Below are 20,921 nucleotides of genomic sequence, written 5' to 3'. Positions count from 1 at the left end.
AAATTCGATAAATTCATTATATAACAGAATGTGTACGAATTGGATAATGATAGGGACAACATAGAACTTAAATAAATTTACGGTGAGAAATCAGTGTGAAAATTATATTTTTCTACATTTGTATGAATCATCAAAATAATTTTTTAAATGATAAATCTGTAAAAATACAAAATATAAATCTCATATTTTTCAGTAAATGAAGAACTAAGCACACTTTCAATAGGGGTATAAAGTAGGTTATGAAAAATATTTCTCAATAATAAAATGAAGAGAAAAATGTGAAGAAATAGAATAGATTCCTTTATAATAGTTTTAAATTAATTAATATAATTAATTATTAATAATATTAGATAGGAGAGGATATGATGGCAAACGTACTCGTAATAAATTTCCCTGGAGAAGGTCATATAAATCCGACTTTAGCTATTGTAAGTGAGTTAATTCGGCGAGGGGAGACAGTTGTTTCGTATTGTATTGAAGATTATAGAAAGAAGATTGAAGCAACAGGTGCACAATTCCGAGAGTTTGAGAATTTCCTCTCTCAAATTAATATTATGGAGCGAGTAAATGAAGGTGGGAGTCCTTTGACGATGCTGTCTCATATGATGGAAGCATCAGAACGTATTGTTACTCAAATTGTAGAAGAAACAAAAGGGGAAAAGTACGATTATTTGATATATGATAATCATTTTCCAGTAGGACGTATTATAGCCAATGTTTTAAAATTACCTAGTGTCTCTTCTTGTACAACGTTTGCTTTTAATCAGTACATTACTTTTAACGATGAACATGAATCAAGAGAAGTAGATGAAATGAATCCATTGTATCAATCTTGTTTAGCGGGAATGGAAAAATGGAACAAACAGTATGGAATGAAATGTAATAGTATGTATGATATTATGAACCATCCAGGTGATATTACGATTGTGTATACTTCAAAAGAATATCAGCCGCGTTCAGATGTATTTGATGAATCGTATAAGTTTGTTGGTCCATCAATTGCTACGCGTAAAGAAGTAGGGCGATTTCCTATGGAAGATTTAAAAGATAAAAAATTGATTTTCATTTCTATGGGAACAGTTTTTAATGAACAACCTGAGCTATATGAAAAATGTTTTGAAGCTTTTAAAGATGTAGAAGCGACAGTCGTATTAGTTGTTGGTAAGAAGATAAATATAAGTCAATTTGAAAACATTCCTGATAACTTTAAGGTGTATAATTATGTGCCACAATTAGAACTATTACAGTATGCTGATGTATTCGTGACACACGGCGGTATGAATAGTTCGAGTGAAGCACTATATTACGGTGTCCCGTTAGTTGTAATTCCGGTAACAGGAGATCAGCCTTTAGTTGCGAAACGAGTAAATGAAGTAGGGGCTGGAATAAGGCTAAATCGTAAAGAACTCACTTCTGAATTGTTACGTGAGTCTGTAAAGAAAGTGATGAATGATGTAACGTTTAAGGAAAATAGTCGTAAAGTTGGAGAGTCACTTCGAAAGGCTGGTGGATATAAAAGGGCAGTTGATGAAATATTTAAAATGAAAATGAATTCGTACTTGAAACTTAAATAAATATTTGAGGCACACTTACTACAATGGGTAAGTGTGCTTCAATAAAAAATTACATAAAAATCACTATAAAGGTGAAACTTTTGTGTATATAAACTGATATCTTTGTATTAGTAGAGAAATTACGTTAAAATAATACTAAGAAAATATATAAGTTTTGGGGGTAATGAATGAAGAAAGTATTTGAATACGTATTATTAACAATTGGCTCAATTATTGTAGCAGGTTCATTAGAGCTTATTTTAGCGCCTAATGGATTAGTAGATGGCGGGGTAACAGCCATTGCTATTATGGCGAATAAAGTTGCAGGATTGCCGCTTTATGGAGTGTTCTTGGGGATTAATATCCCGATTTTATTATTTACTGCAAAAGTAATGGGAAAGAAATTCTTTATCCGTACGTCCTATGCAAATGTTGTGACAACACTCGGATTGATTTATTTGAAACCATTTCCAGCAATTACAACTTCTGAATTGTTAATTGTTCTTTATGGAGGAGTTCTATTTGGTGTTGGTGTAGGGATTGTAGTAAAAATGGGCGGAGCAATTGATGGATCAGAAATGTTAGCTGTTTGGATGAATAAACATTTTAAAGTGCCTATTAGTACATTTTTACTTGCTGTAAATGCGGTTATTTTCATCTTTGTTGCCATTTTGTTTTCAATTGAACAAGCGATGTTCTCATTAGCAATTTTCTATATTGTTACGAAGATGATTGATTTCATATTAGATGGCATTAATCAAGGAAAGAGCGTTATGATTATTTCTGGTAAAAATAAAGAAATAGGCGATCTACTTATGAAAGAATTGCAATTATCCGTTACGTATCTACATGGAGAAGGTGGTTTTTTAGGAGAACATAAGAGAATCATTTATTGTATTACAAACCGTTTCATTTATCCGAAAATGAAAGATCTCGTTCTCTCTGTAGATCCAACTGCTATAATTGAAGCGTCTTATTCAACAGAAACAACTGGTGTCAAACGTCCGGGAAGGGCAATGAGATCAGAAAAATAGTGCATAAAAATAGCTCCACGTAAGTATAACTTACGTGGAGTTATTCTTATTTAGGGAACCACGCTTTTTTCAGTAATTTGACAACAGTTTTGATACAATCCTCTGGAATACTGCCAAAACCGAGCAATACATATGACTCCTCCCTCACATTATGTACAGAATCGTATGTGGAGAGAGGGTATAATTTAATACGTTCTTTTGCAGCTGCATGAATAAGTTCTTGTTCATTCATCCCGTTATGAACGTGAAGTACAATATGAAGTCCAGATTGTTCACCGAGTATATGCACGTTATTTCCCATTTCGTTTGTAATAGATTTAATTAAAGAAATATGTTTTCTTTTATATAACGTACGACTTCGGTTAATATGACGTTCCCAATCACCGCTTTGAATAAAGGTAGCAAAGGTAAGTTGTTGCATGGTAGAAACCGTTTGTTTATACATACCACCGAGTTCTTTATAGGTTTTTAGCAGATGAGGTGGTAAAACGATATATCCCATTCGTAAAGAAGGCAAAAAAGATTTCGAGAAAGTTCCCATATAAATAACACGTTCATTTGAATCTAGCCCTTGTAAAGAAGGAATCGGTTTTCCTATATAGCGAAATTCTCCGTCGTAATCATCTTCAATAATATACCCCTTACAATCATTTGCCCATTTTAATAACTCGAGTCTTCTAGATAACGGCATAATGATTCCGAGTGGGAATTGGTGAGATGGAGTGACATATGCAACATTGGCCCCCGATTCACGTAAAGCGGAAATATGAATCCCTTTATCGTCTAAAGGAATCGGGTGAACAGGAAGACCACAACTTTGAATCATTGCAGGTATACGGTGAAATCCAGGATTTTCGATTCCGTATTCTTTTTTTGAACCAAGTAGTTGAAGGAGTAGCCAAAGAAGAGGCTGCGTACCTGCTCCAATAATAATTTGATCAGGTGAAGAATGTACCCCGCGAGCATGATATAAATATTTTGAAATATGTTCTCGTAGAACGAGCTCACCTTGTGGATCCTCTTTAGCAAATAATTCATTTTCATACTGAAATAAAGTTTCGTGTAATGCTCTTTTCCAGTTTGTTATGGGAAAAGCTTTTTGATCAATAAGTCCTTGACTACAGTCATAATCATATTGTTCTTTTTCTTTATTGTTAGCACTGTTTGACGCAATTTGTTGTTTCTTTTGAATGACATCAATATCAACTTCCGCAACAAAAATTCCGCGTTTCGGTTTGCTTTCTACATAACCTTCAGCTAGTAATTGTTGATAAGCGGATTCAACTGTAATACGGCTTACATTAAGTTGCATAGCTAAATTTCTGTGAGAAGGAAGGCGTGTACCAGCACGTAGTGATCCTTGAGAGATTTCTCGTTTCATATATTCATAAATTTGTAAGTAAATAGGTGTTTTATTTTGTAACACTAATGGGATAGTCAGATCCATTTGTAGACGCTCCTTTTTATACTGGCCTTATAAAAAAGAATAGAACTGTCACTTAAGTTAAGGGCAGTTACTTTCTATAATGATGATATAACATTTAGAAAATTTTATAAATAGTAAGGGGAGAATCATAATGAATATTAAAGCAGTAGTAACAGAAGCTGATTTACACGATGTATTTCCTGTATTACAGCAATTGCGAACAAAACTTTCAAGAGAAGAAGCTAGTTCTTTATTTCAAAAAATGAAAGAAGAAAATTATAAACTATTTTCGCTGCGTAACGAAGAGAATGAAGTTGTTAGTCTAGCTGGTGTAGCGATTTGTACGAATTTTTATAATGAGAAACATGTTTTTGTGTATGACCTTGTAACCGCGGAAGCTCACAGATCAAAAGGGTATGGTAATGTTCTGCTGTCATATGTAGAAAAATGGGGGAAAGAAGAAGGGTGCAGTTCTATCGTACTTACATCTGCATTTCCAAGAATTGATGCACATCGTTTTTATGAAAGAGAGGGCTTTAATAAGGTAAGCTATTCTTTTTATAAAGAGTTATAATACTAAGTAGGTTCCGTGTGTAAAAATATATGGAACCTATTTTCTTTTTCAGATTTGAGCTAGGGACAGGTCTAGCGATATGATTTGTCGAATATTAGAAATTTAAAATGGAATCTTGAATTTAGAGAATGTTAGGGGTGTTTATACTTGGAAAAAATAAAGAAATTATCTATACCAAATGATGTAAGAGTCATCATTATTTCTGATATTCATGGAGAATTAGATCTTTTTAAGGAACTACTACATAAAGTTAATTTTCAAGATGAAGATTATTTAATTATTAATGGCGATCTTTGTGAGAAAGGAAGAAATAGTATTGGCGTCGTAAACTATGTGATGGATCTAGTAGTTAGTAAGCCAAATGTGTATGTAATAGAAGGGAATTGTGAAGTTGTAGTTGAAGCACTTGTAAATGAAAATCCTGCTTTAATAAATTATTTGTGTACGCGAAAAAATACAATTTTTAATGAATGGCTAGCGCAATTGAATATTAACGTTCATAAAGAAAGTGATATCCGTGAATTGAAAACAAAATTAATGAGCCATTTCTCAAAAGAAATAAAGTGGCTAACAGAATTACCAACAGCGATTGAAACGGAGGATTATATATTTGTACATGCTGGCCTTGAAGATAGAGAGGATTGGAAAGAGACAGAACGAAAAAATGCGATAGCAATGCCGGAATTTTTCAATCAATCACATAAAGCAAATAAGTATGTAGTAGTCGGTCATTGGCCTGTTGTAAACTATTCAGAGAAGGCACCATCTAACAATCCAGTTATTGATAAGGAAAAAAAGATTATAGCAATTGACGGTGGAAATACGATTAAAGAGGCAGGGCAATTAAATGCATTTATCATTCAGAGGAAACCAACAGGTGATAAGTTTTCTTACACATATGTAGACTATTTTCCAGAATATAAAGTAATAGTAGATTTTCATGCCGATGCAACAATGCAGGGCGGGGTTACCTATCCACATTATTACATAGAGCCTATTGAGAAGAAGCAAGATTACACAATATGCAGGCAAAAGGAAACGAATACATTACTTTCTGTGAAAGATGAATACATTAAGCAACTAGATTCAGGTGAATACACTGTGAAAACGGATATATCTTGTGCGCAAATAAGCGTAAAAAAAGGGGATATTGTTTCTCTCATTGATGGTAGCTGCTCAGGATATGATTTAATTAAAAAAGATGGAGTAGAAGGCTGGATAGAGAAAGGGATTTTAGTTGAGATAGAAAAGACGAAAAAGAAAATATTTAGCTGAAATAGGAGGGATGTAACCTCCTATTTTTTTTAAGAAGTAGATTGCTTGCTATCTTTCATAAGTAAATAAATTGTACTCGGTAAAATGACAAGCGTCATTCCTAAAATAATTGTTAGTATAGCATAACCTCTATATGGAGCAGAAACGATAAATGGGAGCCCCCGCTAGTAAAATACCTGCTATCATCATTGAAATACTACAAATATTTGAAGCTCTTTTTTCAAGGTGCTTATCATTCCATTCCAATGAAACGGTTGATTTACTCGTATCAATTTTGGAACTGAAATAGCCTATTAGTATAAATAAAAGCCCTAATGCTAAAAATATGAAATGATCAAGAGGAAGTGAAAAGCCAAGAGCGATAAGGGCAATGACAATATCAACAAAAAATAAGAATAGTAACATTGTGTTGCCGATTAAATGGAGAAATTTCTGGTTACTCGCTGCTTTAGATAAAGCTAAAAATAAAAAGAATACGAAGGAACATAGAATTATATTTACGATAACAAAAGTAGCTTTATCCATTGTTGATGTAGGCGTTCCATTGAAGTCCCATTTCGTAACAATACTGAATGGTAAGAAGAAATAGAGAATAATATTTGTCATAATAATAGTAAGAAATAAAGCAATACTAAATCGATTATTCATTGAATCACCAGCTTTCTACATGAATAATTGGTATCTTATAACAAAATTATACAATATAATAAACGATATCTGTTTTGATTTTTCAGAAAAAACATTATAATTATATATGAAATAAAGAGGAGTGTAGGAGGAAATTATGAAAAGCGTAATCATAAAAGGGGATAGAGTAGCAATTCGTACAATTGAAGAATCAGATATAAAAACATTATGGAATCTCGTGTTTAAAGAAGAAAATCCAGAATGGAAAAAATGGGATGCACCGTATTTTCCGTTTTCGATGCAAGAATACTCAGCCTATAAGGAAAAGATGCAAACTCGTTTAAAAGAAGAACCGCTATCCAATTTAATTATAGAAAATAACGGTCAAGTTATAGGGACGGTCGGATTTTATTGGGAGTATAAACCGACGCGTTGGTTGGAGATGGGAATTGTCATTTATAATCCGGCTTACTGGAATGGCGGCTACGGTACAGAAGCGTTAACGTTATATCGGGATTTACTATTTGAAAAGATGGAGATTGGTAGAGTAGGGCTCACGACTTGGTCTGGTAATGAACGAATGATGAAAGTGGCGGAGAAAATAGGAATGAGCTTAGAAGGTAGAATGCGAAAATGCCGTTATTATAACGGAACGTACTATGACTCTATTCGAATGGGAATGATTCGTGAAGAATGGGAAGCGCTATATGTAACAAAGGGGTGAAGGGATATGTACGCTATTATTGCTACATTTGATCGTGTATTTACTAATAAAATTACAGAATTGCAAAATGAATTAACAAATATCATTGGCACAAATCAATTAGCCGGAGCAGAACCTCATATTACGTTAGCTGATTATAATGAGTTAAATGTTCATTTGTATAAGGAGAAATTAGGGGAGTTTGTAGTTATGCAAGAAAATACGAACCCAGTAACTTTTCCTTCTGTTGGAGTTTTTCCTACTAACGGAACAGTCTTTCTAGCACCGACTGTTACTGATGCATTGTTAAAATTTCATCATTCTTATCATGATTATTTTAACAATTTTCATGACAACCCAAATTCATATTACGTACCGGGAAAGTGGGTTCCGCATTGTACGATTGCAAATAGATTACATACAAATCAGTTTTTAAGCGTAATGGAATATATTTATGAAAAATTTGATTTTGCAACAGCTTCAATTGAGAAATTAAAATTAATAAAGGTGAATTATGAAAATGGTTCTGCCATTTCTTCTCGTATATTAGCAGAATATAATTTAAAGAGAATGGAGACATCGAGATGACATATGTAATTAGAGAAATGAAGCAGGAAGATATTTATGCTGTACAATCAGTAGCGAAAATAGCTTGGCATGATACATACGAAGGCATTATTCCGAGAGAGATTCAAGACAGTTTTTTAGACGAGGCTTATTCTGATGAAAAAATGAAATATCGTCTTGAGAATACACATTTATTCGTTGCAGAAGAAGAGGGAGAAGTCATTGGCTTTGCAAATTTTTCACCTGTTAGACTGCAAAACGAAGCAGAATTAGGAGCAATTTATTTGTTACCAGATCAACAAGGGAAAGGGATAGGAAGTGCTTTATTACAAAAAGGGTTAACAGTATTAAAAGGAATTCGGAAACTATACATTCATGTAGAAGCAGCGAATGAAAAAGGAAAACGTTTTTATGAAGCGAAAGGTTTTGCACAATTAGAAGAATTTGAAGAAGATTTTGAAGGACATATGATGCAGACAGTAAGGATGGTTTTATACATATAAGGAGGACTAGAAGTGAAAATCTTTGATTTTAGTGAAAAAGTAGGAAAGCAAATTACAGCATTTCAATCTAATTTCATAATGTCGAAAATAGTAAACCATCAAGGGAATATACATATCGGTGCTATGCATTTAAAAGAGAATGGAATAATTGGATATCATGAAGCAGTTGTATCGCAACTGCTTCTTATTGTGGACGGTGAAGGATATGTATGCGGGGCAAATAAAGAAAAAGTGAAGGTGGAAGCGGGACAAGCTGTGTTTTGGGAAAAGGGGGAGCTTCATGAGACAAGTACAGAACATGGATTAATGGCAATTGTTATGGAAGCGGAGGATCTTGAACGAGCGATATTAATGCCTATTAAAGAGGAGAGTTGTGAAAAATGATAGAAAAGGCAAATCGGGAAGAAACGGACGAAATAATACAATATGCAGCTCAATCGCTTTTTGAAGGTACGAGGGGAAATTGTCGTTTAAATACAGAGAAAGCGATTGAAATTACAAGGCCGATTGTAGAAAAGGGAGCGTATTATTTAGTCGTTAAAGAAGAAAACGTTGTAATGGGTTGGATATTAATAGGGGAAAATACGGACTATTTTTCTCATGAAAAACTAGGGTTTATATACGAATTATATGTTTTTCCAGAGTACCGCGGGAAAGGATTGTCAAGAAAGTTAATGGAGGCTGGTATTAAGGAATTACAAAAGAATTATTCAGAAATTCGTTTGAATGTATTTGCTGGAAATTTTGCGAAAGAGCTGTACGAAGAGTTTGGTTTTGTTGAAAGGCAGGTCATTATGACTTTGAAGTGAGAATAATAGTTTGAACGGGAGAAGAGAAAGAATGAGAAAAGAAAATGAGTATGTTGCGTATTTACAAAGGTTGTATCCTGAATTGCAAATAAATTCTGTTTATATAAATGAAATAGGTCAAAATAATGATGTGTTAATTGTAAATGATAATATAGTATTCCGGTTTCCGAAATATGAAAAAGGTATTCAGAAACTTCGAATAGAAACACAGTTACTAGAGAAAATAAGACCCTTCATTACGCTTCAAATTCCCAATCCAAGTTATCAAGGGTTTCAAAATGAAGTACCAGGGAAAGTATTTGCAGGTTATGAGAAGATTGAAGGAGACCCGTTTTGGGAAAATGTTTTTACAGAAATAAATGATGAAAAGCAATTACAGAAACTTGCGTACACATTGGCGAGATTTTTAAAAGAGTTGCATGAAATTCCGTTATCTACATTCGAAGGTATTATGCAATGTGATAGTACTGATATGTATTCAGAAATAAATAGTTTATATAGCCAATTAAAAGAACATGTTTATCCATTCATGAGAAATGTAGCGAGAAAAGAGGTCTCAACATCGTTTGAGTTATATTTAAATGAAAGTAGTCATTTTAACTTTACTCCTAGTCTTGTTCATGGGGACTTTGGCATGACAAACATTTTATATAGTGCAACAAAAAAGAATATTTCAGGGGTCATAGATTTTGGTGGGGCGAGCATTGGAGATCCAGCTTATGATTTTGCTGGCATATTAGCTAGTTATGCAGAAGAGTTTTTACAACTATTTGAAGCCTATTATCCTAATTTAGAAGCAGTAAAGGAGCGAATGTATTTTTATAAGAGTACATTTGCACTTCAAGAGGCATTATTTGGCGTACTAAATAATGATAAGAAAGCTTTTGAAGCTGGAATAGCACAATATGTATAAAAGCCGATTTTAAATCGGCTTTTAATTATCGATACATCGTTTACATCCAAATACCTTTAAACCCGAATCGTTTATAAATTCGTCCAGCAGCTGGGTTCTTATAAAATAAGCGAAGTGTTCGGCCGTCATTTGTAAAGTCCCGAATCATTTTATGTAATATAAACGAAGTATATCTGCTCCGCGATAATCTGGGTATGCACATATGCCAACGACTATACAAGCATTTTGTATATGGGATTTAACTCCTAATGACTCTTATATAGGGGGATTTGATGGATCTAGTGAAATGAGAGATTTTTTTGAGGGGGGATTTTTCATTCTGTATGGAATCTTGCAACAGAAGCTACGACTAACAAGTATGAAGCGGAAGTGAATATTTTACATATTCCAGATTTCATTTCATTTATAGGAGACCATGATGTGATAGCAAAGGGAGAAGTAGGACTAGGTACAGCTGGTTTTAAAGTGCAATTAGGTGCAGAGACAGGTGCGTACTTTGGAGAAGCATTTGGACTTGGAGGATTTATAAAAGTCGAAAAAACAAAGGAGGAAAGTTAAGATGGATCCAATTAAAGCGGGGAAATATATTACATATGTTGCAGTTGTGATACTTCTTATATTTTCTATGTTATTGCCATATAGCCTACCTAAAAAGATTGCTCTTATTATTTTTGTTTTAATTTTAGGAGCCATTTCCTTGGGGGCGAATAAAGTAGTAGGACGAATATATAACAAATTTAAAGAATAATAAAGTTTGAAAAAGGATAGGGACAATCCGATATTAATTAGGAAAAGAAACGGGATTATACGTTAGAGATAGTTATGGGATAGGTGGTACTATTGGAATTGGAGATTAAGAGAGGAGCGTATGAATATGCAACCATTTAAGGCTGGGAAATATATTACATATGTTGCAATTGCTATATTGCTTGTAGTCGCTATAATGTCTCCTTATGAATTACCTAAAAAGGTTGGTTTTATTATAGGTGTTCTTATTTTAGGAGCATGTGCACTTGGGACTAATAAATTTTATGAACAAACGCATAGTAAATTTAAACATAAATAAGGCAAATACAATAGGGGGAAATCATCATGATAATAATATCTATTAAGAGCAATTTCGAGAGGGATAACCCATAAAGGTTTCGGAGGAGGTTTTTTCTTGGAACCTGAAAAAAGGAGTAAGCACACATGTTTAAACAAGGACGTATTTTGATGTATATTTTTACCGTGGTGCTATTTTTTTCTTCATTCTTTTTTCCACAGCCAATGGGAAAAAGGTTTTTAACAGCTATTGCAGCATTAATTATTGGTGGAATAGGTATTGGGATTTCCTGTCTATTAGAAATTTTGAGTAACAAGTCGAAGAATATATCTAAAAAGAATAGAGAATGACGATGAAGCTTTTCCCGATTGGTTTAGTTGTAAAGCTAAAAGAATTAAACCAACCTGTTATGGTTATTGGAAGAATGATCATTTCAGCAGATAAACATGATTTTGATTATGTAGGTGTTCCTTATTCAGTGGGCTATTTAGGTGATGAAAAAGTATTATGTTTTAATCATGATAAGAGTGTAGAGGAAATACATAGAGGATATATGACTGAGAGTGAATTAGTAGAATTGTAAAGTGGTTGGAAAATACATATAGATTTTAAAAATAAGAAAGGGGAAACAAAATGGGAAAGATAATGAGACCCCTTGTAATCATAGGTATACTTATCCCTCCGGTACTACTGTGGAGTGCACCTGATGTTCCTTTAAATGATAAACTGCTGTTTATAGGGTTACAACTAACTGTAGGATTCACCACAGTGGTAGTGTTAGAGATTATGTTTAAAAATCGAAAAAAGAAGAGAGAAAAATAGAGATAGATTGTATGGAATCACAGCTGAAAATATGTAACATGTATGATTAATAGTTTTAATTGGGAGGTGACCTACCAGTTGCCTCTTTTAACGTTATAGTTTTAGTTTTATCTGAAAAAGAAAAAAGGAGCAACGATATGCTTAAGCAAGGCAAATTTATGATTATTATTGGCACAATGGTACTTGTTATTGCAGGGTGGTTTTCCCCATTTAATTTATGGCAGAAACTATTTTTCAGTATTGGTTTGATTAATATTGGGATGTTGGCATATGGAAGTTCAGTATTATTTAATCGTTTAGCTAAAAAAATTACAAATAGAGGTGAATAAACACCTAGGAATTTTTTATTGATTGAGAAATGTTAATAATAAATTTTCCATAAGAGTTGGAGAGAGTCTTACTATAATTAGTAAGTAGGGAATAGTCTCTTATGGTTATGGTGGAGGTTTTTCGTTTAAATTTGAGAAAGAAGAGTGATTATAAAATGCGAAAGTTTTCGAAAATAATGATATGTATTGGTGCGTTAATAATGATTATGCTAGGTATGATTGTATATGATACATGGAAGGATAAAATTTATTTTTCTTTAGCAGTACTGTTTGTCACTGCACTTTCTTTATTGTGGAATATAGTTGTTCAAAATCTCATGGAAAAAATCAATGAAAAAAGAGAATAAATAACTATGAAACCGTTCCAATTGGAACAGTTATTAAAATAGAGGATATAGAACACCTAATTATGATAATTGGAAGATAGGTAAAAAATAAAATAAGCCATCCGTTTGGACAGCTCATTTACATAATTCTCGTTATTCGAAGTGAAATTATTTGATAAAGTAACCCCAATAACTTATTACTACAAGTATTAAAGATAATACTGTATAAACAATAGATCCTATTAAGATAGGATTTACACTTAATTCAAATTTTTCTTCCTCTACTTTAATACCCAATCTAGCTTGAGCTTGAAGGCGAACACTGTTGCTAGAAAATCCGCCTTTACTGCTAAAGTAATATGTAATAATGACAAAACATATTCCAGCGAAGAAAGTTAAATCAACAAAACTCCATTTTAAGATCTTAGATGATTTATATACAATTCCAGCTTCAATCATTATAGTTACAAGTAATCCTAATCCTTTTTTCATGTAATCAATCCTTTTGTATTCTCTAATGATTTCGAAATTTATCACTTATAATCATCTTATCATGTGATAAGAAGAAAAAACGAGGGATTTTTATTATATATTGTGTTCATCCTCAATTAACATAACGTCTCCTGATTGGTAGCAAGCACATGGAGAAATCCTACCCTCAAAAGGAATCTGCCTTTTTCTTTTTATATAATTTTATGCAACTTTATATGTATCCCTATCCTAGCGTAGGTTTTAGGGTTCTCGTATGTTACTGAATTAGCCAAAAACCTGTATGAAATCTTGCATGCTCTTAACGTGGATTTTTCCAATATACTGGCGCTCCCCTAATAGTGTGTATTCCTCAGCAGTTTGATCTTGTAGGAAATTCAATGATGTTACTTCGCAATTGTATAATTCGCTCTACAACATCTAGTGTGGCAAGTTTAATTGTTTCTTGGCCAGGCGTACTAGGTAAGTTGTCGGCATCTAGACATTTATAAAATATATTTCATTTTTAGCGCCGAGCTGTATATTTGAAACAGTTTTAAATCGTTCAACAATAGTTGACTTTCCAGAGAGTTTTATCAGCTTATATGCGGAAAGAAGTGCTTCATAATGAGAGGTAACAAATTCTTCTTTACTACATGGTATAAATGAATCATGGAAGCCGAGTAAAATTGATTTTAATGTTCCATTCTCTTGAAAGACTCCCCACAGATCTTGAAAGTCTGTTTTATAACCGAAAGACTCTATATCTCCAATAATAAATCAGTTATGGGCTGCTTCTTCTTTTGGGTAAGCGGATACTTGTTCATGATCTTTCTTAATTTTCGTCTCATCATAAAATGGGATATTTTTAATTTTTCTGAATTTTACAACTTAAGTTTTTTGAAAGTAATATAAAATTTTATGTTTAGTTCACAAACTTTCGGAAAAACTAGGAAAGATATGACAAAGGAGGTTATGAACGGTGGATCATCCAATACAAGGGTTAATGAAAGCAGCAATGGAAAATTTAAAAGAAATGGTCGATGTAAATACGATTGTTGGAGAGCCTGTTCAAACGGCTGACGGTGGTGTAGTGTTAACGGTTTCTAAAGTAGCGTTCGGTTTTGGAGCAGGAGGTTCTGATTTCCAAACGAATGATGGACAAAGAGCGAACGGTAACCCTGCATTTGGTGGCGGTAGTGCGGGTGGTGTTTCTATTACACCAGTAGCATTTCTTGTGGTGAATAAAGATGGAGTAAATATTCTTCATTTGCAAAATGCGACACATTTAGCAGAGAAAATGATTGAATTAGCTCCACAAACAATTGATAAAATTCAATCGATGTTCCAAAAAGATGAAAAGAAAGAGGGAAATCATCATCCTCAAAACCCAGATGAAATCCTTTAATAACGCCTGCTTACAAGCAGGTGTTTTTTCTTGTAATCACTATGTAATAAAACACATGAAATTGTAAATAGTTTTTGAAGTTTTTTCTATGTTTCTAAAATTTTTCATGTTAAAATATGCTATAGAATTGAAACATATAAAACGAAGGTGGCTAGGTGCTTTGTCTGGAGGATCTGACCAAGTAAAGAATATGATATATATTAATGGTAATCGTCGGGGTCATTGTTTTATTACATCAGGAATTACGTTTAAAGAGTTTGCAAGTAACATCCCTTCACCGCTTCATCAAGTGTTGCTTTTGAAGCATAACTTTGAATGGACAGATTTTCATTATCATACTTTATTTGAATATGTTGAGGAAGAAAATATACATAAGTTAATTCAAGCAGAGATTGATGAATTTGATGAATTTTGTTGGGTAGATTTTGATGATGCAAGCGATTTAGATGAACTAGAGCCAAAAGAAATTGCAGAGCTTTTATATTTGGCTCACAAAAAAGAACCACTTGCAAGAACGTTCTTTCCGTTATTGAAAAATAGATTTGTTTATTTTTCACATGATGATGGATGGTACAACAAAGTGTATTATCGTAGAATTGCTGATTTTGTAGGAATGTTAAGTAAAGTCATTCCTTATAAACTTGGTGCTTTCGGTAAGAAACGTTTTTCTTTCTTCCAAAAATCAAAAATTTTCCCAGCAATTTCAAAAGAAGTGATTATGGGGCTTATTCCATTAATGGAAGATGGTCTTTATATTGATCTGGCAGGGAAAATTGAGTCAAGAAGGGGTCTTGAAATTCCGGTATATGTAGTAGGTTCGTATGAAAGTACGGATGAGGTACTAGATAATATCGATGAATTGAAAGAAGAAGCAACAGAGACTGGTTGGCTTATTTTTGATAAGAAAGAACAAGAGTGGCAATGGGTTGTGGACTAAGAAAACTTGGCGCATGCAGTCAAGTTTTCTTGTCTTTTGAAAGGAGTACAAATGAAGAAATATTATACAATTGTGGGTATTGTAAGTATTATTCTTGTGGCAATTTTACTTATCACTTGTCCGAAAGAATCAGATTTTAAATTGTATCTAGAAGATAAGTATGCATTGAAATGTGACGAGGGTAGTTTTGAATGCACACAAAATGTAGATGGTAAAAAAGAAAAACTAAAATTTGAAAGTACAGATGCACGAAATGGTGTATTCTTTATGACTGTAAAGCAAACATTTAAAACAGAAGCGGATGTCACAAAAGAATATAGCGGGGTAGGAATGTTTGGTACATTTCTTTTTGTTTCAGAGAAGACTTTCTAGTAATAGAAGGTCTTTTTCTTATGCTTATGTTCATATAGATGAAGTAAGACAAGCATAGGAGGGGTATTGATGAAAAAGGAATGTATTGTTTGTGGCGGTGAGGAGTTTTTCTCTTCTACATTATACGCACGTACGAAACAAGATTGGGCATATGCACCAAATATGTATCGATTTGAAAAGGTGTTTATTGAGCATCGGGATGAAGAAAATTATCCAGTGTTTCAAGAAATTACAGCGAAACATTGTTGTGGATGCGGTCATATCATGTTGTATCACGAATGAACACACCAAGTATAACTTGGTGTGTTTTTTTAAAACGCTGACAAAGCAAGCGGATAAAGTAAAGTAAATAAAACAGAAAAACTACCAAAACCAATTGCGGTATATCCAAGTGTTCTTGCTCCAAAATTGACAGCTAATAAGCCGACTAAAATCGCAAGAGAACCGAGTGTAACTGGATAAAATGCAATGGAGAAAAGCGAAAGAAATAAAGCGACATAGCCTATCATTGCACCGGTATTTGTACCTTCTATTTCATTTGCAATTTCTTTACGCTTATGTCTAATTGGAATGCCAGCTGGTGATATTTCAGCTGCATACTCTTCGTTTTTTTCACCACTTTTAAAATGATGATTTCTCTTTCTTCGCATGTACATCCCTCTCTTTCAATTGGGTGTACCTATAGTATCTTTCATAAAGAGAAGAACATGAGTATGAGTTAAACCCAAGTAAAGCAAAAATTGGAGAATAAAGATCCCATCGTTCGCATGTACATCCCCTAATGAAGATAAACAGGAATTTTGGAAAATGGTGTAGAATGAAATGAGTGATAAACCATGAAGGTAGGGGAATACATGACGAAATTTAATTGGCATGAATCAGCAGAGAAGAAATGGGATAGTAGTGCAGAGTTTTGGAATCAAAATAGTCAGGAGATGTGGGATAGTGGGAGTAGGAGTACGATTATTCCATTTTTTGAACAATACGTGAAGAAAGAAGCCAAGGTGCTTGACGTTGGTTGTGGAGATGGATACGGTACATATAAATTAAGTCGCGCGGGCTATAAAGCAGTTGGAGTAGATTTATCAGAAGTGATGATTCAAAAAGGGAAGGAGCGCGGAGAGGGACCGGATTTATCCTTTATAAAAGGAGATCTTTCTTCCTTACCGTTCGAAAATGAACAATTTGAAGCAATTATGGCAATTAATTCTTTAGAATGGACCGAGGAGCCATTACAAGCATTAAATGAGATAAAGCGTGTTTTAAAAAGCGATGGGTATGCATGTATTGCAATTTTAGGACCGACAGCAAAGCCGCGAGAGAACAGTTATCCTCGTTTATACGGCAAAGACGTTGTTTGTAATACGATGATGCCTTGGGAATTTGAACAGTTAGCGAAAGAACAAGGTTTTGAAGTTGTAGATGGAATCGGTGTATATAAGCGCGGAGTAAATGAGAAGATGTTAGGTCAACTTCCTATAGAGTTACAACAATCGTTAACATTCTTATGGGTATTTATGTTAAAAAACGTATAAAGAAATGAAAGAATTTTTAGGAGGTAAATAAGTGCAGAAAATACAAAAAACTGATACAATATCATCAGAACCAATTAAAGGGGGACTAGGGTATATGACAACTACTACAACAGTTAAATCCGACATTGAAATCGCACAAGAAGCAAGTATGAAGAAGATTCAAGAAATTGCAGCTGAATTAAATATTTTAGAAGATGAATTAGAGCCATACGGGCATTATAAAGGTAAGTTATCTCTTGATATTTTTAAGCGCTTACAGAATGAGAAAGACGGTAAAGTTGTTTTAGTAACAGCGATTAACCCAACTCCAGCTGGAGAAGGTAAATCAACAGTAACAGTTGGTTTAGGTCAAGCTTTTAATAAAATTGGTAAGAAAACAGTAATTGCACTTCGCGAACCATCTCTTGGACCAACGATGGGGCTAAAAGGCGGAGCAGCAGGTGGTGGTTTTTCACAGGTTGTACCAATGGAAGACATTAACCTTCACTTTACTGGAGATATCCATGCGATCACAACTGCTAATAACGCGTTAGCGGCGTTTATTGATAATCATATCCAACAAGGAAATACACTTGGAATTGATACGCGTAAAATCGTTTGGAAACGATGTGTTGACTTAAATGATCGTGCCCTACGTAACGTAGTAATTGGTCTTGGTGGACCGGTTCAAGGTGTACCACGTGAAGATGGTTTTGATATTACAGTAGCATCTGAAATTATGGCCGTATTCTGCCTTGCAACAGATATTCAAGATTTAAAAGCGCGTCTATCTCGCATCGTAGTTGCTTATAACTTTGCAAATCAACCTGTAACGGTTAAAGATTTAGGGGTAGAAGGTGCGTTAACATTACTACTAAAAGACGCATTAAAACCAAACTTAGTACAAACGTTAGAAAATACACCAGCTATCATTCACGGCGGACCATTTGCGAATATCGCTCACGGTTGTAACAGTGTTATCGCTACTACAATGGCAGCAAAATTAGGTGATTATGTTATTACAGAAGCTGGATTCGGTGCGGATTTAGGCGCTGAGAAGTTTTTAGATATTAAAGCTCGTGCAGCTGGTATTAAACCAGAAGCAGTTGTTATTGTTGCGACAATCCGTGCGCTTAAAATGCATGGCGGCGTAGCAAAAGATCAATTAAAAGAAGAAAATGTAGATGCATTAGCAAAAGGTATGGAAAACTTACAGAAGCATGTTGAAACAATTCAAAGCTTCGGTGTGCCTTTCGTAATTGCAATTAATAAATTCATTACAGATACAGATGCAGAAGTTGCATACTTACAAGAATGGTGTAATGAGCGTGGCTATGCAGTATCGTTAACGGAAGTTTGGGAGAAAGGTGGCCAAGGCGGAGTTGACCTTGCTGAAAAAGTGTTAAAAGAAATTGAAAAAGGTGAAAACAACTACGCACCACTTTATGAATTAGAATTACCATTAGAAGAGAAAATTCGTACAATTGCTCAAAAAGTGTACGGCGCAAAAGATATTGAATTTGCTCCGAAAGCACGTAAGCAATTAGCTCAATATGAAGGCGAAGGTTGGAGTAACCTGCCAGTTTGTATGGCGAAAACACAATACTCTCTTTCTGACGATGCAACGAAATTAGGTCGCCCATCTGACTTTATCGTTACAATTCGTGAGCTAAAACCATCTATCGGTGCAGGCTTTATCGTTGCGTTAACAGGAACAATGTTAACAATGCCAGGCCTTCCAAAACAACCAGCAGCACTACAAATGGATGTAAATGAAGATGGAAAAGCAGTAGGTTTATTCTAAAAGGTTGTAATTCATCTCGTTTATCTGTAAACTATATATACATCAAGTGGCGCCTTTCCATCGAAAGGCGCCTGTTTTTTGGAGGAAATTATGTTTGATCCAACTGCTTTTGATAATTTAAAAGTAATCGTAGAAGGCGCTGTTTATGATTTTGATTTACATGGAGATATTCTTGTAACTGATCGAAAAGATATGATGGACCTTGCTTCATTAAGTCGTATATATCATATTTCATTTCAATTAACAGAACCATTCGAACCGTTAGTAGAAGCAACATTTTCACTATCTGTAGATGCAAAGAACTTGTCTGGTGAAATATTAGAAGTACCACAATTTACACCAGGTTGTGAAATGAAATTAGCATTTTCTTTCCCGATAGAGAAACCAGAAGTAATGTGCGAAGAAATTGAAACTTTCATGCATTCTATATGGGGAAAAGAAAGAATGATTACGCAAAAACTTTCATACGAATATAATAAGCAAGCGATTTCATATCATAATAAGGTAGAGGTTCTATTTCAAAAAGCGATTACAGAAGACCATGTTGATGATTTAATAGCTGTTATTTCACACATGATAGAAACGGTGCGAACAATACAACATTTTCTTCAAAAATAGAGATAAAGGAGAAAAACAAATGATAAAAGATATGCAACCATTTTTACAACAAGCTTGGGAGAAGGCTGGTTTTAAAGAGTTAACTGAAATTCAAAAACAAGCGATTCCAACTATTTTAGACGGACAAGACGTTATAGCTGAATCTCCAACTGGAACAGGAAAAACATTAGCGTACTTATTACCCCTTTTACATAAAATTAATCCTGAAGTAAAACAGCCACAAGTTGTTGTTTTAGCACCAACACGTGAACTTGTCATGCAAATTCATGAAGAGGTTCAAAAGTTTACAGCAGGAACTGAGATTTCAGGTGCATCTTTAATTGGTGGTGCAGATATTAAGCGCCAAGTTGAAAAATTAAAGAAACACCCAAGAGTGATTGTCGGTTCACCAGGACGTATTTTAGAATTAATTCGTATGAAAAAGCTAAAAATGCATGAAGTGAAAACAATTGTATTTGATGAGTTTGATCAAATTGTAAAACAAAAGATGATGGGCGCTGTACAAGATGTAATTAAATCTACGATGCGCGATCGTCAATTAGTATTCTTCTCGGCTACAATGACAAAAGCTGCAGAAGATGCGGCACGTGATTTAGCAGTTGAACCACAATTAGTACGTGTAACACGTGCAGAGTCAAAAAGCTTAGTTGAGCATACGTATATCATTTGTGAGCGACGCGAAAAAAATGATTACGTAAGAAGAATTATGCATATGGGCGATGTAAAAGCAGTTGCTTTCTTAAACGACCCATTCCGTTTAGATGAAATTACTGAGAAATTGAAATTCCGTAAAATGAAAGCAGCAGCTCTTCATGCAGAAGCAAGTAAACAAGAGCGTGAAGCAACAATGCGTGCATTCCGCGGCGGGAAATTAGAAATTTTACTTGCTACTGATATTGCAGCACGCGGTATCGATATTGACGATTTAACACATGTAATTCACTTAGAATTACCAGACACAGTAGACCAATATATTCACCGCTCTGGACGTACTGGACGTATGGGTAAAGAAGGAACTGTTGTATCTCTTGTAACACCGCAAGAAGAGCGTAAATTACTACAATTTGCGAAAAAACTAGGCATCGTATTTACGAAGCAAGAAATGTTCAAAGGATCATTTGTAGAAACAAAACCGAAAGCACCAAAGAAAAAGAAACCAGCATTTACTGGGAAGAAAAAGCCTAGATAAATGATGAGGAAGGCGTAACTATTTGTAGTTACGTCTTTTTTATTTGTAATCAAGTGATAATGGGAATTGTATTAGTGTTTTTTATGTGCCTATCATATATATGCT

Annotated in this window: 29 protein-coding genes and 3 pseudogenes; 26 read left to right on the top strand and 6 right to left on the bottom strand. The window is 34.1% G+C overall.

What is annotated here, in order from left to right:
- Window positions 1–365 precede the first annotated feature (365 nt).
- On the top strand, window positions 366–1,574 hold the full coding sequence (locus QCI73_RS16860) for a macrolide family glycosyltransferase (RefSeq protein ID WP_353823383.1): 1,209 nt from the start codon (window positions 366–368) through the stop codon (window positions 1,572–1,574).
- Between the two features lie 167 nt (window positions 1,575–1,741).
- Window positions 1,742–2,587, top strand: coding sequence for a YitT family protein (locus QCI73_RS16855; protein WP_000755132.1), 846 nt, complete (start codon window positions 1,742–1,744; stop codon window positions 2,585–2,587).
- Between the two features lie 46 nt (window positions 2,588–2,633).
- On the opposite strand, the gene pdxR is transcribed toward QCI73_RS16855, so the two are convergent.
- The gene (gene pdxR / locus QCI73_RS16850; RefSeq protein WP_353823382.1) at window positions 2,634–4,034 is read right to left on the bottom strand and encodes a MocR-like pyridoxine biosynthesis transcription factor PdxR; all 1,401 of its coding nucleotides are present in this window, start codon (window positions 4,032–4,034) and stop codon (window positions 2,634–2,636) included.
- A gap of 130 nt (window positions 4,035–4,164) precedes the next feature.
- Here pdxR and QCI73_RS16845 point away from each other — a divergent pair, with 130 nt between their 5' ends.
- A complete protein-coding gene (locus QCI73_RS16845; protein ID WP_074541266.1) occupies window positions 4,165–4,587 on the top strand; it encodes a GNAT family N-acetyltransferase in 423 nt (140 codons plus the stop codon).
- 147 nt (window positions 4,588–4,734) lie between these two features.
- A complete protein-coding gene (locus QCI73_RS16840; RefSeq protein WP_262725031.1) occupies window positions 4,735–5,862 on the top strand; it encodes a metallophosphoesterase in 1,128 nt (375 codons plus the stop codon).
- 29 nt (window positions 5,863–5,891) lie between these two features.
- On the opposite strand, the pseudogene QCI73_RS16835 reads toward QCI73_RS16840, so the two are convergent.
- Window positions 5,892–6,510, bottom strand: a pseudogene (locus QCI73_RS16835) (DUF1648 domain-containing protein).
- Window positions 6,511–6,646: 136 nt separating this feature from the next.
- On the opposite strand from QCI73_RS16835, the gene QCI73_RS16830 reads away from it, so the two are divergent.
- Genes QCI73_RS16830 through QCI73_RS16805 form a run of 6 tightly spaced genes read left to right on the top strand, consistent with a single transcriptional unit; the run spans window position 6,647 to window position 9,984 of the window.
- Window positions 6,647–7,213 (top strand): GNAT family N-acetyltransferase, encoded by a 567-nt coding sequence (locus QCI73_RS16830; protein ID WP_353823380.1) that lies wholly within the window; start codon window positions 6,647–6,649, stop codon window positions 7,211–7,213.
- 6 nt (window positions 7,214–7,219) lie between these two features.
- Window positions 7,220–7,780 (top strand): 2'-5' RNA ligase family protein, encoded by a 561-nt coding sequence (locus QCI73_RS16825; protein ID WP_353823379.1) that lies wholly within the window; start codon window positions 7,220–7,222, stop codon window positions 7,778–7,780.
- Window positions 7,777–8,262 (top strand): GNAT family N-acetyltransferase, encoded by a 486-nt coding sequence (locus QCI73_RS16820; protein WP_262725034.1) that lies wholly within the window; start codon window positions 7,777–7,779, stop codon window positions 8,260–8,262. Before QCI73_RS16825 ends, QCI73_RS16820 begins: the two co-directional genes overlap by 4 nt.
- 12 nt (window positions 8,263–8,274) lie before the next feature.
- Window positions 8,275–8,646 carry a cupin domain-containing protein gene (locus QCI73_RS16815; RefSeq protein ID WP_270699817.1) on the top strand — a complete coding sequence of 124 codons (372 nt, stop codon included), beginning with the start codon at window positions 8,275–8,277 and terminating at the stop codon, window positions 8,644–8,646.
- Entirely contained in the window at window positions 8,643–9,071 is a 429-nt protein-coding gene (locus QCI73_RS16810; RefSeq protein ID WP_000570287.1) for a GNAT family N-acetyltransferase, read from the top strand. The genes QCI73_RS16815 and QCI73_RS16810 overlap by 4 nt, the downstream gene beginning before the upstream one ends.
- 31 nt (window positions 9,072–9,102) lie before the next feature.
- Complete coding sequence (locus tag QCI73_RS16805) at window positions 9,103–9,984, top strand: phosphotransferase family protein (RefSeq protein ID WP_353823378.1); 882 nt, start codon at window positions 9,103–9,105, stop codon at window positions 9,982–9,984.
- Window positions 9,985–10,024: 40 nt separating this feature from the next.
- Here QCI73_RS16805 and QCI73_RS16800 read toward each other — a convergent pair.
- Window positions 10,025–10,206, bottom strand: a pseudogene (locus tag QCI73_RS16800) (GNAT family N-acetyltransferase); the annotation flags it as partial.
- A gap of 198 nt (window positions 10,207–10,404) precedes the next feature.
- On the opposite strand from QCI73_RS16800, the gene QCI73_RS16795 reads away from it, so the two are divergent.
- The 8 genes from QCI73_RS16795 (at window position 10,405) to QCI73_RS16760 (ending at window position 12,527) form a co-directional block, all read left to right on the top strand.
- Window positions 10,405–10,542, top strand: a complete 138-nt coding sequence (locus tag QCI73_RS16795; protein WP_353823377.1) for a hypothetical protein — start codon at window positions 10,405–10,407, stop codon at window positions 10,540–10,542.
- 1 nt (window position 10,543) lies between these two features.
- Complete coding sequence (locus tag QCI73_RS16790) at window positions 10,544–10,732, top strand: hypothetical protein (RefSeq protein ID WP_327924510.1); 189 nt, start codon at window positions 10,544–10,546, stop codon at window positions 10,730–10,732.
- Between the two features lie 126 nt (window positions 10,733–10,858).
- On the top strand, window positions 10,859–11,050 hold the full coding sequence (locus tag QCI73_RS16785; protein ID WP_327924511.1) for a hypothetical protein: 192 nt from the start codon (window positions 10,859–10,861) through the stop codon (window positions 11,048–11,050).
- 125 nt (window positions 11,051–11,175) lie between these two features.
- On the top strand, window positions 11,176–11,379 hold the full coding sequence (locus QCI73_RS16780) for a hypothetical protein (RefSeq protein WP_262725039.1): 204 nt from the start codon (window positions 11,176–11,178) through the stop codon (window positions 11,377–11,379).
- Between the two features lie 2 nt (window positions 11,380–11,381).
- Window positions 11,382–11,612, top strand: a complete 231-nt coding sequence (locus tag QCI73_RS16775; RefSeq protein ID WP_327924623.1) for a DUF4176 domain-containing protein — start codon at window positions 11,382–11,384, stop codon at window positions 11,610–11,612.
- Between the two features lie 50 nt (window positions 11,613–11,662).
- Window positions 11,663–11,851 carry a hypothetical protein gene (locus QCI73_RS16770; RefSeq protein WP_097852814.1) on the top strand — a complete coding sequence of 63 codons (189 nt, stop codon included), beginning with the start codon at window positions 11,663–11,665 and terminating at the stop codon, window positions 11,849–11,851.
- Between the two features lie 137 nt (window positions 11,852–11,988).
- On the top strand, window positions 11,989–12,180 hold the full coding sequence (locus QCI73_RS16765; protein ID WP_327924625.1) for a hypothetical protein: 192 nt from the start codon (window positions 11,989–11,991) through the stop codon (window positions 12,178–12,180).
- Window positions 12,181–12,281: 101 nt separating this feature from the next.
- Window positions 12,282–12,527, top strand: coding sequence for a hypothetical protein (locus QCI73_RS16760; protein ID WP_353823376.1), 246 nt, complete (start codon window positions 12,282–12,284; stop codon window positions 12,525–12,527).
- A gap of 147 nt (window positions 12,528–12,674) precedes the next feature.
- Here the strand turns inward: QCI73_RS16760 and QCI73_RS16755 are convergent, their stop codons facing one another.
- Complete coding sequence (locus tag QCI73_RS16755) at window positions 12,675–12,998, bottom strand: hypothetical protein (RefSeq protein WP_000715533.1); 324 nt, start codon at window positions 12,996–12,998, stop codon at window positions 12,675–12,677.
- Between the two features lie 364 nt (window positions 12,999–13,362).
- Window positions 13,363–13,751: pseudogene (locus tag QCI73_RS16750) on the bottom strand (GNAT family N-acetyltransferase); the annotation flags it as partial.
- 205 nt (window positions 13,752–13,956) lie between these two features.
- Here QCI73_RS16750 and ytfJ point away from each other — a divergent pair.
- The 4 genes from ytfJ to QCI73_RS16730 all read left to right on the top strand — a co-directional run bounded on the left by ytfJ (window position 13,957) and on the right by QCI73_RS16730 (window position 15,973).
- A complete protein-coding gene (gene ytfJ, locus QCI73_RS16745) occupies window positions 13,957–14,382 on the top strand; it encodes a GerW family sporulation protein (RefSeq protein ID WP_000349987.1) in 426 nt (141 codons plus the stop codon).
- A gap of 160 nt (window positions 14,383–14,542) precedes the next feature.
- Window positions 14,543–15,319, top strand: a complete 777-nt coding sequence (locus QCI73_RS16740; RefSeq protein WP_000014090.1) for an oxalate:formate antiporter — start codon at window positions 14,543–14,545, stop codon at window positions 15,317–15,319.
- 51 nt (window positions 15,320–15,370) lie between these two features.
- The gene (locus QCI73_RS16735; RefSeq protein ID WP_000761177.1) at window positions 15,371–15,691 is read left to right on the top strand and encodes a hypothetical protein; all 321 of its coding nucleotides are present in this window, start codon (window positions 15,371–15,373) and stop codon (window positions 15,689–15,691) included.
- 69 nt (window positions 15,692–15,760) lie between these two features.
- Entirely contained in the window at window positions 15,761–15,973 is a 213-nt protein-coding gene (locus QCI73_RS16730) for a hypothetical protein (RefSeq protein ID WP_000711202.1), read from the top strand.
- Between the two features lie 29 nt (window positions 15,974–16,002).
- Here the strand turns inward: QCI73_RS16730 and QCI73_RS16725 are convergent, their stop codons facing one another.
- Window positions 16,003–16,341: a hypothetical protein gene (locus QCI73_RS16725; RefSeq protein WP_001253199.1), complete on the bottom strand. Its 339-nt coding sequence runs from the start codon at window positions 16,339–16,341 to the stop codon at window positions 16,003–16,005.
- Window positions 16,342–16,527: 186 nt separating this feature from the next.
- Between QCI73_RS16725 and QCI73_RS16720 the strand changes: the two genes are divergently transcribed.
- From QCI73_RS16720 to QCI73_RS16705, 4 genes are all read left to right on the top strand, one after another.
- Window positions 16,528–17,226: a class I SAM-dependent methyltransferase gene (locus QCI73_RS16720; RefSeq protein ID WP_327924514.1), complete on the top strand. Its 699-nt coding sequence runs from the start codon at window positions 16,528–16,530 to the stop codon at window positions 17,224–17,226.
- Between the two features lie 94 nt (window positions 17,227–17,320).
- Window positions 17,321–19,009, top strand: a complete 1,689-nt coding sequence (locus QCI73_RS16715) for a formate--tetrahydrofolate ligase (protein ID WP_044792612.1) — start codon at window positions 17,321–17,323, stop codon at window positions 19,007–19,009.
- Between the two features lie 90 nt (window positions 19,010–19,099).
- Window positions 19,100–19,627, top strand: a complete 528-nt coding sequence (locus tag QCI73_RS16710) for a hypothetical protein (protein ID WP_000460208.1) — start codon at window positions 19,100–19,102, stop codon at window positions 19,625–19,627.
- 19 nt (window positions 19,628–19,646) lie between these two features.
- Complete coding sequence (locus tag QCI73_RS16705) at window positions 19,647–20,816, top strand: DEAD/DEAH box helicase (protein WP_353823375.1); 1,170 nt, start codon at window positions 19,647–19,649, stop codon at window positions 20,814–20,816.
- Window positions 20,817–20,921: the final 105 nt, after the last annotated feature.

Source organism: Bacillus cereus group sp. MG16 (genome assembly GCF_040459875.1).
Lineage (GTDB): Bacteria > Bacillota > Bacilli > Bacillales > Bacillaceae_G > Bacillus_A > Bacillus_A paranthracis.
Note: the sequence above shows the minus strand (reverse complement) of the source record. Positions and strands in the feature narration are given on the sequence as shown.

Excerpts from the sequence above, each read along its gene's own strand:
- QCI73_RS16725 (WP_001253199.1), bottom strand. The coding sequence starts at position 16,341 with ATGCGAAGAAAGAGAAATCATCATTTTAAAAGTGGTGAAAAAAACGAA.
- QCI73_RS16735 (WP_000761177.1), top strand. The coding sequence starts at position 15,371 with ATGAAGAAATATTATACAATTGTGGGTATTGTAAGTATTATTCTTGTG.
- QCI73_RS16825 (WP_353823379.1), top strand. The coding sequence starts at position 7,220 with ATGTACGCTATTATTGCTACATTTGATCGTGTATTTACTAATAAAATT.
- QCI73_RS16785 (WP_327924511.1), top strand. The coding sequence starts at position 10,859 with ATGCAACCATTTAAGGCTGGGAAATATATTACATATGTTGCAATTGCT.
- QCI73_RS16730 (WP_000711202.1), top strand. The coding sequence starts at position 15,761 with ATGAAAAAGGAATGTATTGTTTGTGGCGGTGAGGAGTTTTTCTCTTCT.
- QCI73_RS16705 (WP_353823375.1), top strand. The coding sequence starts at position 19,647 with ATGATAAAAGATATGCAACCATTTTTACAACAAGCTTGGGAGAAGGCT.
- QCI73_RS16765 (WP_327924625.1), top strand. The coding sequence starts at position 11,989 with ATGCTTAAGCAAGGCAAATTTATGATTATTATTGGCACAATGGTACTT.
- QCI73_RS16755 (WP_000715533.1), bottom strand. The coding sequence starts at position 12,998 with ATGAAAAAAGGATTAGGATTACTTGTAACTATAATGATTGAAGCTGGA.
- QCI73_RS16720 (WP_327924514.1), top strand. The coding sequence starts at position 16,528 with ATGAAGGTAGGGGAATACATGACGAAATTTAATTGGCATGAATCAGCA.
- QCI73_RS16760 (WP_353823376.1), top strand. The coding sequence starts at position 12,282 with ATGGTTATGGTGGAGGTTTTTCGTTTAAATTTGAGAAAGAAGAGTGAT.
- QCI73_RS16820 (WP_262725034.1), top strand. The coding sequence starts at position 7,777 with ATGACATATGTAATTAGAGAAATGAAGCAGGAAGATATTTATGCTGTA.
- QCI73_RS16790 (WP_327924510.1), top strand. The coding sequence starts at position 10,544 with ATGGATCCAATTAAAGCGGGGAAATATATTACATATGTTGCAGTTGTG.
- QCI73_RS16860 (WP_353823383.1), top strand. The coding sequence starts at position 366 with ATGGCAAACGTACTCGTAATAAATTTCCCTGGAGAAGGTCATATAAAT.
- QCI73_RS16780 (WP_262725039.1), top strand. The coding sequence starts at position 11,176 with ATGTTTAAACAAGGACGTATTTTGATGTATATTTTTACCGTGGTGCTA.
- QCI73_RS16710 (WP_000460208.1), top strand. The coding sequence starts at position 19,100 with ATGTTTGATCCAACTGCTTTTGATAATTTAAAAGTAATCGTAGAAGGC.
- QCI73_RS16830 (WP_353823380.1), top strand. The coding sequence starts at position 6,647 with ATGAAAAGCGTAATCATAAAAGGGGATAGAGTAGCAATTCGTACAATT.
- QCI73_RS16715 (WP_044792612.1), top strand. The coding sequence starts at position 17,321 with ATGACAACTACTACAACAGTTAAATCCGACATTGAAATCGCACAAGAA.
- QCI73_RS16770 (WP_097852814.1), top strand. The coding sequence starts at position 11,663 with ATGGGAAAGATAATGAGACCCCTTGTAATCATAGGTATACTTATCCCT.
- QCI73_RS16845 (WP_074541266.1), top strand. The coding sequence starts at position 4,165 with ATGAATATTAAAGCAGTAGTAACAGAAGCTGATTTACACGATGTATTT.
- QCI73_RS16810 (WP_000570287.1), top strand. The coding sequence starts at position 8,643 with ATGATAGAAAAGGCAAATCGGGAAGAAACGGACGAAATAATACAATAT.
- QCI73_RS16855 (WP_000755132.1), top strand. The coding sequence starts at position 1,742 with ATGAAGAAAGTATTTGAATACGTATTATTAACAATTGGCTCAATTATT.
- QCI73_RS16775 (WP_327924623.1), top strand. The coding sequence starts at position 11,382 with ATGAAGCTTTTCCCGATTGGTTTAGTTGTAAAGCTAAAAGAATTAAAC.
- pdxR (WP_353823382.1), bottom strand. The coding sequence starts at position 4,034 with ATGGATCTGACTATCCCATTAGTGTTACAAAATAAAACACCTATTTAC.
- QCI73_RS16805 (WP_353823378.1), top strand. The coding sequence starts at position 9,103 with ATGAGAAAAGAAAATGAGTATGTTGCGTATTTACAAAGGTTGTATCCT.